This is a genomic window from Nocardiopsis sp. NPDC055551 (assembly GCF_053619415.1).
The window spans coordinates 100,876-115,693 of sequence record NZ_JBSHJJ010000001.1 but is presented as its reverse complement, the minus strand read 5'-3'; the positions used below and the strand labels follow the sequence as shown (position 1 = coordinate 115,693).

The window sequence follows — 14,818 nt, the reverse complement described above, 5'->3', positions numbered from 1 at the left end:
TCCGCCGGTCGTTCAGCGCGCCCGAGGCGACCGAGCCCTGAACCTCCCCAGGTGAGGTTCGGGGCTCGGTCGCGATGAACACCCGTCCGGCCGCTACTCGGAGTTCGCGGGCTGTGAGCCGCGCCCGTGTGAGTCCTTGATGAAGAACGAACCGACGATACCGAACACACCGATGATCGCGGCCACCAGGAACGAGACGTTCGCACCGTGGACCAGTCCTTCCGCTCCATACACCTCGGGGTCACGGGTGGCCATGGTCATGACGCTGACCAGAACCGCCGTTCCGATCGAGGAGGCGACCTGACGCATGGTGTTGTTCAGCGCCGTCCCGTGGGGGATGAGTCGCTGCGGAAGCTGATTGAGCGCCGCCGTGGTCACCGGCATCATGACCATGGAAACGCCGAGCATGCGCACCGTGTTCACCGACGCGAGGTAGGCGAACGAGGTGTCCACGGTGAGCACGGTCAGCATGAAGGTGGTGACGGTGAGCAGGGTGAACCCGATGACGGAAAGCCACTTCGCTCCGATGGCGTCGAAGATCCTTCCGGTGACCGGGGACATCAACCCCATCACGGCGGCTCCGGGCAAAAGGACCAGGCCCGATTCCATCGCGGTGAAGTCACTCATGTTCTGCATGTACAGAGGCAGAATCAGCATGCCTCCGATCATGGTGATGAACACGAGCATCCCCAGCACCGTGTTGAGGGTGAACATGGGGTATCGGAGAACTCGGAGTTCGAGGATCGGTTCATCCAGTTTCAACTGACGCAGGATGAAGAGGACCAAACCGATCGCACCGACGATCAACGGCACCAGGACCAGGGGGCTCGCCCACCCCGCGTCGCCGACCGTTCCGAACCCGTAGAGAAGGCCACCGAATCCCACGGATGAGAGGATGATCGACAGAACGTCCAGGCGTGGAAAGGTTCGTTCGGTGACGTTTCGCAGGATGAAGTACGCGACGATCAAAACGATGAAGGCGATCGGCAGCATCATGTAGAACAGGACCTGCCAGGGGAGGTGATCGACGATCCATCCGGACAGGCTCGGCCCGATGGCGGGGGCGAAGGAGATGACGAGCCCGAAGGTGCCCATCGCCGTACCGCGTTTGTCCCGAGGGAATATCGCGAAGAGAATCGTCTGCATCAACGGCATGATCATTCCGCCGCTGGCGGCCTGGACCACTCGTCCGATCAACAGAACGGGATAGACAGGGGCCAGAGCGCAGATGAGCGTTCCGGCGATGAATATCCCCATCGCGGCCAGGAACAGGAAGCGCGTGGTGAAGTTCTGGATCAGGAACGCGGTGATCGGGATCATGATCCCGTTGACCAGCATAAAACTGGTCGTCACCCATTGTGCCGCACTCGCGGTGATGCCGAAATCCCGCATGAACGCGGGCAGTGCCGTGTTCAGCAGGGTCTGGTTGAGAATGACGACGAACGCGCCGGATACCAATACGGCCAGAACAACGTTCCGGTTCACCGGATCCGGGTCGTGCGCGTTGGCCGGCCTCTCGTCCCCGTTCGCCAAGGTGAAGCCTTCTCTCATGTGGTCATTGGTCCTGGCCGGCGTGTCCGCCAGGGTTCCTGTTGTTCTCGATGGGCAGGCGGAGTCGGTGGGTGCTCGGTTCTCGACGTGTCGGCGCGACCGAACCCACGCGGCCAAGACCTGCGGCCGGGCCACACGGGCATCGGCGTCGGTGATCAGGTATACGACCTCGACGGTCTTCTTCCCGTCCCGCGACGTGGCTGGGCGAGTTGCGCCGTACCGGGAAACCGGGACCATCCGGGCACGTCCACGACCTTGATCGCGCGTGTGATCTTGCGCCCGTAGGAACGTTCGGCCTGCCTGGTGGCAACGACATCCTCCCAGGATGGCTTCTTCAACCTACCGAAGAGGGTGGGCGGGTCGCCCTTGACCGTCCGGGCGTGGTCGGCGCCGAACCCCATGATCTCGGCGGCCGTCCCCGGTGGCGCACGTGGTGGGGGACCCCTCGGTGGTGACCTTCGCGCAACGATGACCGGGGACGAAGGCTTCCCGCCGGCCGGTGGGTCCGGTCGGCTCGACGGCGCCGCGGTGGCCCTTCCGAGCCGATCGGGCGAGGGCGGAACACGAGCGCGCCATCACGGGGATTTCGATGGGGAGGGATCGCGGTCGCGGCGCATGTGATGGCGCGGACCGGGTCGTGCCCTGGTGGCCGTGGCTCGTGGGAGAGCGGTGGCGGAGTGGGGCCGGAGGCCGGTATGGACGCGCGACGCCCGTCGGCGGGGCTCATCCACCGACGGGCGTTCGGGGTGCTCCGGTCACTCCTGTCGTGGTTCTCCGCTGCCCGGGGTGAAGGTGGAACGTGCCAGGTCCAGGGTGTCCTGGAGCGAGTCACGCGCTTCCTCGGGGCCGACGGAGACCATCACGTAGATCGGCCCCTCCTCTTGCTGGAAGGCGATGGCCAAGGCGCGCTCGGTGCCCTCGTCGCCGGTGGTGAGGTACTCGAAGGCGACCTCGTCCGGGTGCCAGGCGTCCTCGGTGACGGCGAGGATCTCCTCGTATCCCTCGGCCTGTCGGCTCTCCTGTGCCACGCGCTCCTCCAGGACCTCCAGCGGGGTCGCCTCGGTGTCCGATTCCCAGAGAACGCTCAGGTGGAAGGCCTCGTCGGCGGTGTCGTAGAAGACCGCCTCGGTCGGACCTTCCGAGCGCCGTTCCCAGGACTCGGGGAGGCCCAGGGTGAAGTCAGCGGGGTCCGCGACGATCCGTTCCCCGCCATCCTCGGCCCGGGGCACCTCGTCCTCGGAGGGTTCCTCCTCCACCGGGGAAGAGGCGGAGGAGGCATCCTCGTCAGGATCGTTATCGATGGAACCGGTGCCATCGGTTCCCCCCGAACCCGTTTCCTCCGATTCCGTCGCGGAGCCCTCTTCACCGGATCCGGCCCCGGTGCTGTCCGGGCCCCGGGTCCCGACACCGTCACGCTCCGGTGGCCCTTGTGGCTCCGTCGCCCACGGCGCCGGTGAGCTCGCGAGGTCCCCCTCCGTGTCACCGGCCAAGGACCGCAGCGTGGTCGATGAGCCCCCATCGGCGACCCCGCCGCCGGCCTCGGACCCTCCCGGGTCCATCACGCCGGCCACCGCGGGGGCCAATCCGGTGAACAGTGCGGCCGCGGCCAGACCCACGATCACCCCCGCGGGTGTTCCGTGTCGACCGATGGCGGGCACCTCCCGCTCCGGAGCGCGTTCCCAACGCTGCCGGTCCTTGTCCCATCGGACGGTATTCGTGCTCTTCACTTTCTCTCCGCTCAGGTCTCTTCCCGGTTCGCGTCCAAGAGCATGAGCGAGTCGCGCAACCGCTCCGCGAACTCCGCTCCCCGCGAGACGTCTCGAAGTACCGTGCTCCCACCGTTGAACAGCCCCAGAAGGCGTTCGATCAGCCCTCGCCCGGCCTCGCCCCTCTCGTGGATCTCCCGTTCCACGAGGTCCAGTTCCGCCATGACCGACCGCACCTCGAAGGTGTTCCGCAGCCCGGACAGCTCCCGCCGGATCTGTGCCAGCCCCTCCAATACCTCCTCCGACCTGGAATCCAGCCAGGTGGAGGCGTCCACGGCGACCCCTCCGGCACCGGTGACCAGGGCTCCGCCGGTGACGTGTCCGCTCACGGCCACCACGTCCGGTGGGAGCGACGCGGGGAAGGCCGCCGGCGGAACGAGTTCCTGTTCCGAGGGCGGTCCCGTCCGCCGGCCGCGATCCTCGGCCCTGCCGTCCTTGCCGGTGACGATGGCGCCGCCGGTCATCGAGCCGCCGACGAAGACTCCTGCGCCCACCTTGTCCTCCTCGTGTTCACGGCCGTCTGGCCGGTCATCGTTCATGCGCCCTTTCCTCCTCCGAAGTCGACACCGCTCTTGTGGGTGGCGGAGGAGTTGTCCTCCGCCTTGGCGCCGTCGCCCGTGGCGATGGCGCCGTTCTGGAACGAACCACCGATGAAGACCCCGCCGTCGCCGATGTTGACGATCTGCCGCTGGAACTCCTCGGTCCGATATCCGGCGCGTACCAGTGCCTGTTCGACCCCCTCACCGATCCGCACCCGGAGCGTCTTGACGTACCTGGTCACGTCCATCTCCTGGAAGGGGGAGAGTGCGTTGGAGGCGACGATCTCCCGCAGGCTGATCAGCGGCGGGTGCACCACCTCCGGTTCGTCGTCACCGCGCCGGTCCTCGTCGGCGGGCCGGACAGCGGCCCGCGCCATCGCCAGGGGCCACCTCGACGTGGACAGGCATCGCGCCAGGACCCCGCGCACGGCCTTCTCGTCCGCCCGGTCCCTCGCGTTCGTGAGCGCCACCACCAGGCCCGCCCTCGCGTGGAACTCCGCCCGCAGCGGCGTCAGCAGGTACGGGGCGATCTCCATCAGGAGCATGCGTCCCTGGGTGTGCACTCGGACGAAGACGGTGACCACCACGCCCTCGCCCCAACCGCCCACACGCACCCGGAGGAAGTGCCGGCGCTGTTCGCCACCCTCGCCCACCGAGTCCCGTAGGTGCTCGGCGACGGCCCCGTCCGAGGCGTCCCCCACCGGGAGTTCCTCCCGCCGATATCCGCGGGGCAGGGGTCCGGGCAACAGGACGCACTCGGTGATCTCCAAGCGCCCGAGGCGATCCTGGCTGGTCTCGACCGCGGACTCGGCCAGGGATTCCAGTCGCGGCCGGACCAGGTCGATGACCTCGCGTTCGGTGAGCGGGGCGGTGCCGTCCCGGTCCTCGGAGGGCTGGAGTTCCAGGGCCAGGGACTGCTTCTCCAATGCGAGCCCCGCGCCTTCGAAGGGTGATCTCGGGTCGTAGAGGGTCACCGGCGAGTACTGTTCGCGGCCCACCATCGCGAGCGCGCTCCGGTAACGGGCGTCCACCCTGGGCGAGTTACCGGTGAAGGTCTCCTCGCTTAGCTCGGTGGCCGGCACGTGCGCCACGTGGTCACGGTGGGCGGCCACCATGAGCGACGGCAGGAACCAGGCCCCGACCCGGTCGATGCCCGCACGCAACCGATCCCGGTTCTCGCCCTGAAGCACCGGAAGGGCGGCGAAGGGCAGCAGGAGGACGATCAGCAGCAAGAACAGGCTCGCCTGCCAACCGCCGGAGCCGTCCTCTGCGAACGTGTCCGCCAACGCGCGCACGAACCACAGGCAGAGGATCGTGAGCAGCAGGGCGCCGAGTATCCAGGCCCGCACGATCCTGGCCGCGTACTCCCGATCGAGTTCCCGGGCGCGGACGCAGTGGGCGAGCACCGGCACCAGGTCGAACCCGGGGGAGGGCGAGACCACGTGCTTGGGCGAGCCCAGGATCAGCCCGAGGACCCCCGTGCGGTAGTGCTCGCTCAGGTAGGCGCTCACGCACAACAACCGGGTCACCTCACCGGGGGCCTCCTCCGGTCGTCTGTTCTCACCGATGGGGACCGTGTGGTCGAGAGGTGTCTTCGTGGTCATCGCGGCTCCGTACGTCATCGTGCCAAAGGGGTCGTGCGAACAAGGGGGCGGTCGGCCAAGGCGAACCAGGGGGTCACTCCCGGCGCCGGACGGGTTCGAAGATCACGCTTTGGCGGTGGCCGCCGGTGCGCCGCCCACCGGTGGCGGCGGTCCGGCCGGTGTCCCTGGCCGTTTCCGGGTTCGGCGCCGGTTCCGGCGGCATCTCCTCCGTCCAGGAGATGCCGCCGGAACCTGTCGAGGGGTGGGGGATGTGGAGGTGGCCGCGGGCCCTGTAGTCCTTGGCCCGCAGGTCCACGTCGATCTCCCGGAAGTGGCCGGGCGCCAGGGCGGTGTAGCCGCCCAGGACCGCGTCCGTGTGGACTCGGTCGGTGAGCGCCGCCACGAGGAGGGTGATGTCGGGGTCGGCCTCGTCCAGGGCCCGGCGCAGGGCGGGGGCGTCCAGGAGCCGATGGGTCTCGTTCATCGCGCTGCCGACACCGTCGCCGTATTGGAGTCCCCCACTGTCGGGAAGCGGGCCGAGGCCGATGGACAGGCGCATGCGCAACCGCAGGTTCCGATCCACCTGGGTCAGCGTGGGCTGGGCCTCGGCGAGCACCTCCTGCACCCTGCCGAGCAGGGGGTGGATCAGGGCGGGGAGGTGTTCGATGGGGACCCCGACCACGTAGCCGTCCCCGGTGTGCTGGGGGAAGGAGGCCTCCTCCCACAGCGCTTCCAGCCCGGACCGGACGAAGCCCTCGCGCAGCACCGACCACACCATGCCGTTGAGCAGCTGTTGGTGCCGTGAGGCGAACCGCGAGTACTTCTCGGCGTCCACCGCCAGCACCGCGCGGTAGGGCGGCATCGGCGAACTCGTGCCCTTTTCGGGCAGCGGAGGGTAGAGGGTCGACATGATCGGGGCTCCCAAGGGATGAACACGGGCGATTTCGGACTGCGCAAACCCACCCTTGTGGGTTTCGGACCGGGGCGATGTCCAGAACTGGACACACTTCCGGGTTACTTACGAAAGTCGTGCGGTGGAGGCCGGTGCGGGGGTCGGCACGGGGGTCACTCCCGGGGCGTGGCCAGGAATCGGAGCCGTTCCACGTCGTGGATCACCATGACCTCACGACCGGTGGAGACCACCCCGTCACGGCGCAATCGCCGTAGTTCCTCCTGGATCCACGAACGTGATCTGCCCACCACGCCGACCAGTTCCCACTGGCTCAGCCGGAGTTCACGCGTGTGGCCGGCTTCGCCATGTCCGGGGGCGGTGGCGGTGGAGAAGCGGAGCATGGAGGCCGCGAGTCTTTGGCGCGGATTCAGGGCCAGGAGTTCGGCGCGCAACCCCTCACTCTCCTCCTGGCGGCGCACGATGTGCTTCCACAGCAGGCGGTCCAGGTCCATGCTCCTGATGAGACCGCGGAACCGGTCACCCTTCAGGGCGTAGGTCGTGCACCGGCCTCCCGAGGCCCGCACCGTCGCCGTTCGCGGGAGTCCGGAGAGCGCGGAGAACTCCCCCAGCGCCTCGCCTGCTCCGCGCAGGGCCACCAGGGTCTCGATCCCATCGGAATGCGTCACGGACACCTTGACGTTTCCGCGGTCCAGAAAATAAACGCTGTCGTCCGGTTGTCCTTGGTGAATGATCTGTTCACCGGACAGAAAGACCCTGATCCGACCCGCGTCGATCAACGTGTTCCATTGTTCGTTTCGCAGCAGACCTCCGAAACCCTGCCTTCCCACCCCACACCCTCCGCACACGAAGACCGGCATCCACCATGGTCACCGGGTCTTCATTCTCCGATACCGAAATCCACCGAATCAGGACTTCGGCGAGGAGTTACCCATCCGTGACCCATGGGGCGTTCGATGAAGATTACTTCCAGGAACGCCTTGTGCAAACGACATTTCCCGACCGCGAGAACACCACGGGGTCACCATGGAATATGAAGAAGATTCACCTGAGCAGGAGAGCGATAAAGACAAAGGGGTGATCCTCGGTAAGGGTGCGGATCCGATCATCCCTCGATCCCACCGGACTCCTGTTCCCACCATGACGACGCCGTGGCCTCTCCCAGGCCACGGCATCGTCCTTCGGCAGGACCGTTCCGAAGAACGATCAGGGCTCAATCAGCGGCACGCGCCCTCAGCGAGGTGGTGGCCTCGCCCCGCCACTCGTCCTCGTCGTGCCAGATGACCGCCACCCCCATGGTTCCGGTGAGCGCGGCGGACGCCCACTCTTCCTTCGGTTCCTCCGCCAAGACCAGGCACACCCGATCGGCCTTTGACCCCCGGGACCAACGCCACTCCAACGCCTCCAGGGCGGCCTCGCGCAACCGTTCGTAGCCGGTGTCGGTGTCGGGCAGGATCCGGTACAGCACCGACCCACCGACCGATGCGCAGATCACGTCCTCACCCTCCGACTCGGTCGGACGGTGTCCCGCCTTGTACAGGCCGGCCAGGAGGCTGTGGCGCAGGAAACCGGCCGCGCCCTGGTCCTGCGGTCCCCTCGCCCGCGCGCGTGCGGCCAGGAACAACGCCAGGTGTTCGGTGGCGGTGGGGTCCTGCGGGCCGCCTTGTGGTGGAACCGGTGAGGTGTGCGCGCCCATCCGCTGTTCTTCCGTTTCCTTGATGGTGGTCTCGGCCCGGACGCGCGCGGAGATCCTGGAGGCGACTCCGGCCCGGTGTTGCAGCCAGGTGCGTTCGGCGTGCACGGTCTGGTAATCGACCACGGAAGCGGCGACGCGGTCCAAGACCAACCGGTAGCCCTCGTGTTCCAGCTGCCAGAAGCCGTCCGCACGCCGCGTCTGGCGCCCCTCGGCCAGGAAGTCCGTGAGCATGGCACGGACCTCGACCTGGGCGTCCCACGCGCCTGCCCGGTGCAGGACCGCGAACCGGGCACGCGCCGCGGCGCCGACGGTGATCTCCTCCGCCCGGGCCCCTTCCCTCAGCCGGGCGGGGGTGTCCGCCCCGGCCGGTGGCTCCAACACGTTGACCGGTGGACTCGTGGGAAGGGGATGTGCGGTGCGGTAACCGTCGCAGCCGGGTTCCCGGCACCAGCCGTCCGGGGATTTCGTGCGGTTGTCGCAACGCCGACCGTCGGCGTGGTGGCGGACGCAGGCACGCTCCTCGTGCTCGACCGGTGCGTTCGGGGCGAACAGGCTGTCGGGCAGCGCCCCGGCGTACAGGACCGACAGTGTTCGGGTGCACCTGGTCAGCGCCACGTAGAGTCGCCCATGGCCTCCAGGACCCGAACGTGCGATCTCGCGGGGTTCCACCAGCACCACGTGGTCGAACTCCAGGCCGCTGACCGTGGACGCGCCCAGGACATGGACGTTGTCACCGGTGAACGTGGGATCGGAAGCCAACGCCCGCGCGATCGTCTCCATGTGGTTGGAGGCGTCGTCGACGATGACGGCCACGGAACGCTCCCCCGCACCGGCCGCCAACTCGTGTACACGACGCCGGACACCGTCGACCAGGTCGTCCCGGCCCAACCGGGTCATGGACAACTCCCCGTCTCGGGGCGCCCGGAGGGTGGTGGGGAAGGTCGTCAGTTCGGAGGCGGCCACGGCCGCGGGGACCGCGGTGTGCATGACCTGACTGGGAATCCGGTACCCGAGGGTGAGTTCCTCCTGCTCCCAGCCGTCCGGCAGGTCCAGGTGCTCGGTCAGCGCCGACCAGTCGGCGTAATGGTGCGTTCCGGTGGCCTGGGCGAGGTCGCCCAGGAGGGTGAAGGAACCGGTGGGGCAACGGCGGGCCAGGGCGCGCAGCCGCATGGGGGTGAGGTTCTGTGCCTCGTCGACGACGATGTGCCGGTGACGATCGGGGGTCTGCCCACTGAGCAGGATCCGAAGTTCCTCCAGGCAGGGCAGGTCCGCGCGGGTCCAGGTCGCCTGACCGACCGGTCCGACCGGGCGACGGTGCAGGATCGAGCGCTCCCGGTCGGTGAGGACGTCTTCGGACACCCGGGCCAACAGGTCGGCGTCATTCAGGAGGCGGCGGTACAGACGGCTCTCGGAGACCTTGGGCCAGGTGGCGTTGACGGGACCTGACAGCTGGGCGGTGACGCGCTGACGCAGGGCACGACCATGTCCGCGAGGGCTATAGGTGACCTGGTCGATCATGTGGTCGACGAGCAGGTCGGTGAAGCGCTCGCGGCGGACGTCCAAGGGCATGTCCAGGTCCTGTGTCCGTTCGAAGAGCCGTTGGATCTCCGCACTGTCCACCGCGAGGGTTTCGTCGTCGATGTGAGCGACGAGTCGCCCGTCGTCGAGGAACTTGGTCCAGGCGCCCTCGTTCACCGTGTCGTGGACGGCTCGGCGGAGGACCTGCGCCATGCGGGCGTCGGACTTGACCTGATCCTGCTCGATGGTGTCCTGGCCATCGATACGCCCCGGGCACAGGTCGTCCACGCGCACCGAGGTCACCCCACGCGTGCCGAGAGAGGGCAGCACCTCGCTGACATAGTCGAGGAAGTGCCGGGTGGGGCCGACGACGAGGATCTGTTCCGGGGTGAAGTGGTCGTTGTCCAGCAGCCAGGTGACACGGTGGAGACCGATGGCGGTCTTGCCGGTTCCGGGGCCGCCCTGGACCACCAGTGCGCCCGGGCGGTCGTGGCAGACCAGGTCGAGCTGGTCGCGGTGGATCGTCTCGACGATGTCGCGCATCAGCCCGTCACGGGAACGGTCCAGCTCCTCGTGGAGGAAGGGGTCTTCGGGCATGCCCGACTGCTGCTCGCCGCGGGCCTTGACCATGGCCGCGACCCGTGCCGGGGACGGCGTCCCGTAGGTGGGCCCACCGACGTCGCGGACGAGTTCGTCGTGGTAGTCGACCACCCGTTCACCGCGACAGCGCAGGCGCCGGCGAAGCGTGACCACGCCCTTGTCGGTTCCGCGTTCGCGCCGCCAGCGTACGGCCGCAGGGTTGGTCCACTTGATGACGAAGACTTCTCCACTTTCGTCGCGCACGTTCTTGCGACCGATGTAGAAGGTCTCGGCCTCGGCCTTCTCAAGCAGGTCGACCCGTTGGACGACGAGTTGCCGTTCGTCGATCCGGTACTCCTGCGCCCAGCGTGTGAACTCGGCGTGCTGGGCCACACCGTCCTTGGCGCTGGCCGCGGCGTTCACCCCGGCGAGCCGCTCGGTCTTCACACGTTGCCGTTCCAGGTATCGGTGGGCCCGGTCCACCGATACCTGTTCCTGCTCGATGATCCGCTCTCGGGCCGTGTTCTCCATGGCCTGGCCTCCTTCGAAGAGGAATGCGACGGGCGGCGCCGTCGGGGGGACGGCGCCGCTTGCGAGGTCGGGGGGTCGGGAACACACCGGCTACGTCATGCGCCTGCCGACCGAAGTTTTCAACGAATACACCAAATTATACTTGGCGTGAACACGACCAACCAGATGGCGTTGGGCACTTGTTCTCCACCGAAATCCGTGTTCGTCATCCCACCCGGGCTTCACGCCCTCAACGGAAGGCGTTCCCGAGCCGTCGGGAGAGGTCGATCGCCTTGGCCGCGCTCATTCGGGGCCAGCGCCCCGGCCCTCACTCAATTACTCAGCCACCTCTCGCGTAGCCGCTCGGCCAGGTCGCGGCGTTCGAGCCCTTCGAACATGGTGGTCAGACGCTCCAGGGCCGAGGGCACCTCCCACTCCGACAGACCACTCAGGAAGGCGTCGAGTACGGGATCGTCCGTTCCACCACGATGTTCACCGGCCTCCTCCGACCTGTTCCCCGAGGTGCTCATCAGGTCGAGAGCCGCCCCGGCGTTCTCGATCTCGTGCAGCAGGTCAGGGTTCTGCTCGTACCACCACACCCTGGCCACCTGCGGGTCACTGAGCACGTCGCGCTGAAGTTCACGGACCCGTTCCATACGAACTCGGTGGGCGGCCCGCTCGACCTCGTTGCGTGGGCCCACGCGTTCTCGTTCGCGTTCCAGGTCGAGGTCCTCCTTGTCTACGGACAACCGCGCCAGGACCGCGACCTCACGCACCACCTCCTCATGTGTTCCCTTCGCCTCGGCCAGGGCGCAGCCGATCTCGGCCTCGGCGCTCCCTCGGTCGCCAAGGGTGAACCCCGAGCTCACCCCCTTCGCGATCCGAATGACCTCGCGTTGCAGCAGGGCGCGCGCACGCGCCTGCGCCGCAGCTCCCGCCCCGTTCCAAGCGATGGTCATCTCGAAGGTGGCCTCGAACCCCATCCCGGCCGCGGCGCTCGGGACCCTGGCCTGGAACTCCACCGTCGTGTCCGGTGAGCGGAAGGCGATGCTCCACACCGGCGTATCGTGCTTATTACCGCGCTTGGTTCCGCGTCCACGTCCGATCATCATTTCCTCTCCTCAGTGATGATCCGCCACAGTTCTTCGATGGCCGGAGCTCTGTGCGTGTGGGCGTGCCGCCAACGGTTGATCCACCGTTCGAGCGCGGACCGGAAGGGGCCGTGTTCACGGGCGACGCCTCTGAGCACCTCGAAGCCGATGTCGCTCGCGTCCCGGCAATCGGCCAGGGCGTCGAACCACGCCCACAGCGCCCTTCCTACCTCGGCCTCAGATGAGGTGGCCGCTTGCCAGGCGCGAGCGAGTTCGTCGGATGTCCTCTCCCCCGACCACAAGTCCACCAACACTCGTGGCCCTGCCTTGCCCCCACGGGCGAGCAGACGGCACAGCGCCAGAGCAGCGACCTCGTTCGCTCGTCCCTTCCTCTCCCGAAACGTCCAGTCGACCAGGGACTCCAGGACGACGCCGGTGTTCTCCGGCTCCCCGGCGATGTCCTCCAATGCCTGGACCAGGCTCGGGTCCCAGAACACCAAGACCTTCTCGGCGATGGCACGGATGCGGGTCAGTGCGGTCTCGGGCTGGATCCGGCCGTAGACCCGGCAGACCTCCAAAACAGTCCGGTCACTCATACGCACTCGCGGGGAGCTCGCGATGTTGTAGAGCAGTCGGCGCACTCGGGGGCCGAACTCGGGCGAGAGTGCGGCTTCGGCCACCACGGGGATGGCCTCCCACATGAGTTCCTTGGTATTGCCCCACTCCTCGATGAGCATGCGGACCGGGGCAAAGTCCCGCTGTCTGCGGGCCAGGCGCAACCACCGCCGGGCCGCCTCCAACCGGTGGTGCTCACCCAGGTCGGCGACGGCCACGGGAACCCATTCCCGAAGGAGGGTGCGGGTCTCTGGGTGCTCACGCCACAGGTAGTCGAGCGCCTCGTCAGCGGCTTTGGGCCGATTGAAGTAGATGCCGTCCTCACGCACGTGGGCCTTGATCTCCCCCAGGTGGGAGGTGAGCCCGTCGCCGGAGATGGGGGTACGCCATAGCGGCGGAACGTGCCACACCTTCGCCAGCCCACGGGCATGGTGAGCGATGGCCGCCCGGGGTCCCCCTTCCAGCAGGGCGACGGTGGCCAGCAATACACGCTGGAACTCGGTGTCGAGAGCGTGTTCGCGGAACCATCCGGCCAGATCGTCGGAGTTCTCAACGTGGTCCTTCAGAACGTGTGCGATCCACTCCTTCTCATCGGTGAAGGAGTTCTTACGCCGGTGTGCCTCACGAACCAGAGTGATGACCCGGGCGGGTTCGGCACCTTCCAGGGCCTCGCGTACCTCGGCGGTGTCCAACCAGAGCGCGGTGGCCCTTTCACCGCATATGCGGCCCATGACGCGGCGGAAGACATCGATCGCACCGGCCGGCGCGTCGATACGCAACCGGGCCCGGAGGTCGTTTGGGAAGCCCCTAGAGACCGAATCGCTCACGAACACCAGCAGAGCACCGGATCGACGTGCGCCCATCGCCAACCCTCGAAGGGCCACCTTCTGCGTGGTCGTGGGCTCGGGCAGTCCGGTGAGGTCGAGTAGGAGAGACTCGTCGGAATCCACGTTGATCAGGGAGACCCCGGCGTCCTTGGCCGCCGTGTCGATCGTGAGCTCTTCGATCGGGCTTCCGAGTCGTACCGAAGCCAACGCATGCAGAGCGGCGGTGAAGCGTCCGGTTCCGGGTTTGCCCGAAACGACCCCCACGCCGTCGTCCCTGAGTTCGTTCCGGAATATGTCGTACGCGGCGGGGTCGGCGGCACAGAAGGTGTTGCGCACCTCCTTGACGCGTTCCTCGTCGACGGTGGCGGTCTGGCGGAGTCGCTGGGTGATGCCCTCGCCGATGTGCTCGTGGTAGTGGACGCCGCCGTTGATCTTTCCGGCGGCGACGGCTTGGCCCCTGTTCTTGTCGACCTTATTCCCGAAGCGGGGCCTGCGGCGGCCCTTCTTCGTGGCGTCCCCTTTGGTTTCGGAAGGGCGCTCCCCAGTGGTCTTCGCATCCTTGGCGCCCCCTTCTTCGGTCGGTTGCGCCTGCCGTGGTTCAGGGGGCGGGTCGTGCTCGGAGCCCGTTGGTTCAGCGGTCATCGACGTTCTCCCCATAGTGGACGCCGCCGTTGATGGTCCCGCCCTGGACGACCTGGCCGCGGTTATTGTTGCGAACCGCGTACTCGTTGTAGGCGTCGACCTGCTCAGGTACAGAGCGTGTACGCGAAGGAGCGTCGTCGGTGGTGGCGCCGCCGGAGTCACCGGTGGGGGCACCGTCGTCGGGGGTGTCCTTGGGCGACGTGTCCCCATCGGGGTCGGGACCCCAGGAAGGGGTGGGGACGAACAGGTAGCCCTCCGCGGAGAAGCCCTTGCCGCCCACGGTCGCGTTCACCTGACGCCACCGGGTGGGGCGCACCGTGGTGAAGTCGCCCAGAACCACGTCCTCGTACACGCGTCGGGAGATGATGGCGGCGACCAACGTGGTGTCGGGGTCGGTGCGCTTGAGTTCGGCGCGGACCGGTTCGGAGTCGAGCAGGCGGTGGGTGCTGATCATGGCCTCGCCCATGGCGTTCTTGGGGTCTCCGGCGCCGTGGTAGGGCAGGGGACCGACGTCGATGCTCACCCGCAGGCGCATGCGCAGGTCCCGGTCGAGGGCGGCCAGGACGGGCTGGATGTGCTCCAGGGAGTTCTGCAGGTTGCCCAGGAAGGGGCTGATGAGGAAGGGCAGGTGTTCGGGGTCGGTGCCGAAGACGTAGCCGTCGCCGCCGTGCCGGGCGAACAGCCTCTCCTCCCAGACCTTCGCCATGCCGGACTCCTTCAGCGCCTCCTCCAGCACCTTCGGGATGAGAGCGCCGATGATCTGCTGGTTCCTGGCGCTGGTACTGCTGAAGTTCTCCATGTCTACGGCCAATACGGCCCGGTAGAGCGGGAGCGGGGTGACGTCACCGTGTGCGGGCAGATCCAGTTCCATGCCGATTCTCCTCAGGGGGTGAGTGGGCCTCGGCGGCCCGTCCGCGGACAGCATCGCGCGGTGTCCGATGGGACTTTGTTCAGTTCTGAACACAACGGGAGGGAAGTGACGCACGGCACC

The 14,818-nt window shown here is 67.6% G+C and carries 10 protein-coding genes; all 10 read right to left on the bottom strand.

All coding sequences use genetic code 11. The features are described 5' to 3' along the window. Window positions 1–93: 93 nt before the first annotated feature. Entirely contained in the window at window positions 94–1,551 is a 1,458-nt protein-coding gene (locus ACWGSK_RS00475; protein WP_452454842.1) for an MDR family MFS transporter, read from the bottom strand. A gap of 755 nt (window positions 1,552–2,306) precedes the next feature. Beyond that, on the bottom strand, window positions 2,307–3,278 hold the full coding sequence (locus ACWGSK_RS00470; RefSeq protein WP_358506539.1) for a hypothetical protein: 972 nt from the start codon (window positions 3,276–3,278) through the stop codon (window positions 2,307–2,309). A gap of 11 nt (window positions 3,279–3,289) precedes the next feature. Continuing rightward, window positions 3,290–3,856 (bottom strand): hypothetical protein, encoded by a 567-nt coding sequence (locus ACWGSK_RS00465; RefSeq protein WP_358506536.1) that lies wholly within the window; start codon window positions 3,854–3,856, stop codon window positions 3,290–3,292. Beyond that, window positions 3,853–5,460 (bottom strand): hypothetical protein, encoded by a 1,608-nt coding sequence (locus ACWGSK_RS00460; RefSeq protein WP_452454841.1) that lies wholly within the window; start codon window positions 5,458–5,460, stop codon window positions 3,853–3,855. The genes ACWGSK_RS00465 and ACWGSK_RS00460 overlap by 4 nt, the downstream gene beginning before the upstream one ends. Before the next feature lie 73 nt (window positions 5,461–5,533). Then, window positions 5,534–6,349 carry a hypothetical protein gene (locus tag ACWGSK_RS00455; RefSeq protein ID WP_452454840.1) on the bottom strand — a complete coding sequence of 272 codons (816 nt, stop codon included), beginning with the start codon at window positions 6,347–6,349 and terminating at the stop codon, window positions 5,534–5,536. A gap of 155 nt (window positions 6,350–6,504) precedes the next feature. Continuing rightward, window positions 6,505–7,209 carry a Crp/Fnr family transcriptional regulator gene (locus tag ACWGSK_RS00450; protein WP_452454839.1) on the bottom strand — a complete coding sequence of 235 codons (705 nt, stop codon included), beginning with the start codon at window positions 7,207–7,209 and terminating at the stop codon, window positions 6,505–6,507. A 353-nt stretch (window positions 7,210–7,562) separates the two neighbouring features. Then, a complete protein-coding gene (locus tag ACWGSK_RS00445; RefSeq protein ID WP_452454838.1) occupies window positions 7,563–10,673 on the bottom strand; it encodes a HelD family protein in 3,111 nt (1,036 codons plus the stop codon). A 311-nt stretch (window positions 10,674–10,984) separates the two neighbouring features. Continuing rightward, window positions 10,985–11,764 carry a hypothetical protein gene (locus tag ACWGSK_RS00440; protein WP_358506521.1) on the bottom strand — a complete coding sequence of 260 codons (780 nt, stop codon included), beginning with the start codon at window positions 11,762–11,764 and terminating at the stop codon, window positions 10,985–10,987. Next, window positions 11,761–13,827, bottom strand: coding sequence for a hypothetical protein (locus ACWGSK_RS00435; protein WP_452454837.1), 2,067 nt, complete (start codon window positions 13,825–13,827; stop codon window positions 11,761–11,763). The genes ACWGSK_RS00440 and ACWGSK_RS00435 overlap by 4 nt, the downstream gene beginning before the upstream one ends. After that, entirely contained in the window at window positions 13,817–14,698 is an 882-nt protein-coding gene (locus tag ACWGSK_RS00430; RefSeq protein WP_358506515.1) for a hypothetical protein, read from the bottom strand. Before ACWGSK_RS00430 ends, ACWGSK_RS00435 begins: the two co-directional genes overlap by 11 nt. Window positions 14,699–14,818 lie beyond the last annotated feature (120 nt).

Excerpts from the sequence above, each read along its gene's own strand:
- ACWGSK_RS00475 (WP_452454842.1), bottom strand. The coding sequence starts at position 1,551 with ATGAGAGAAGGCTTCACCTTGGCGAACGGGGACGAGAGGCCGGCCAAC.
- ACWGSK_RS00465 (WP_358506536.1), bottom strand. The coding sequence starts at position 3,856 with ATGAACGATGACCGGCCAGACGGCCGTGAACACGAGGAGGACAAGGTG.
- ACWGSK_RS00460 (WP_452454841.1), bottom strand. The coding sequence starts at position 5,460 with ATGACCACGAAGACACCTCTCGACCACACGGTCCCCATCGGTGAGAAC.
- ACWGSK_RS00455 (WP_452454840.1), bottom strand. The coding sequence starts at position 6,349 with ATGTCGACCCTCTACCCTCCGCTGCCCGAAAAGGGCACGAGTTCGCCG.
- ACWGSK_RS00450 (WP_452454839.1), bottom strand. The coding sequence starts at position 7,209 with ATGCCGGTCTTCGTGTGCGGAGGGTGTGGGGTGGGAAGGCAGGGTTTC.
- ACWGSK_RS00445 (WP_452454838.1), bottom strand. The coding sequence starts at position 10,673 with ATGGAGAACACGGCCCGAGAGCGGATCATCGAGCAGGAACAGGTATCG.
- ACWGSK_RS00440 (WP_358506521.1), bottom strand. The coding sequence starts at position 11,764 with ATGATGATCGGACGTGGACGCGGAACCAAGCGCGGTAATAAGCACGAT.
- ACWGSK_RS00435 (WP_452454837.1), bottom strand. The coding sequence starts at position 13,827 with ATGACCGCTGAACCAACGGGCTCCGAGCACGACCCGCCCCCTGAACCA.
- ACWGSK_RS00430 (WP_358506515.1), bottom strand. The coding sequence starts at position 14,698 with ATGGAACTGGATCTGCCCGCACACGGTGACGTCACCCCGCTCCCGCTC.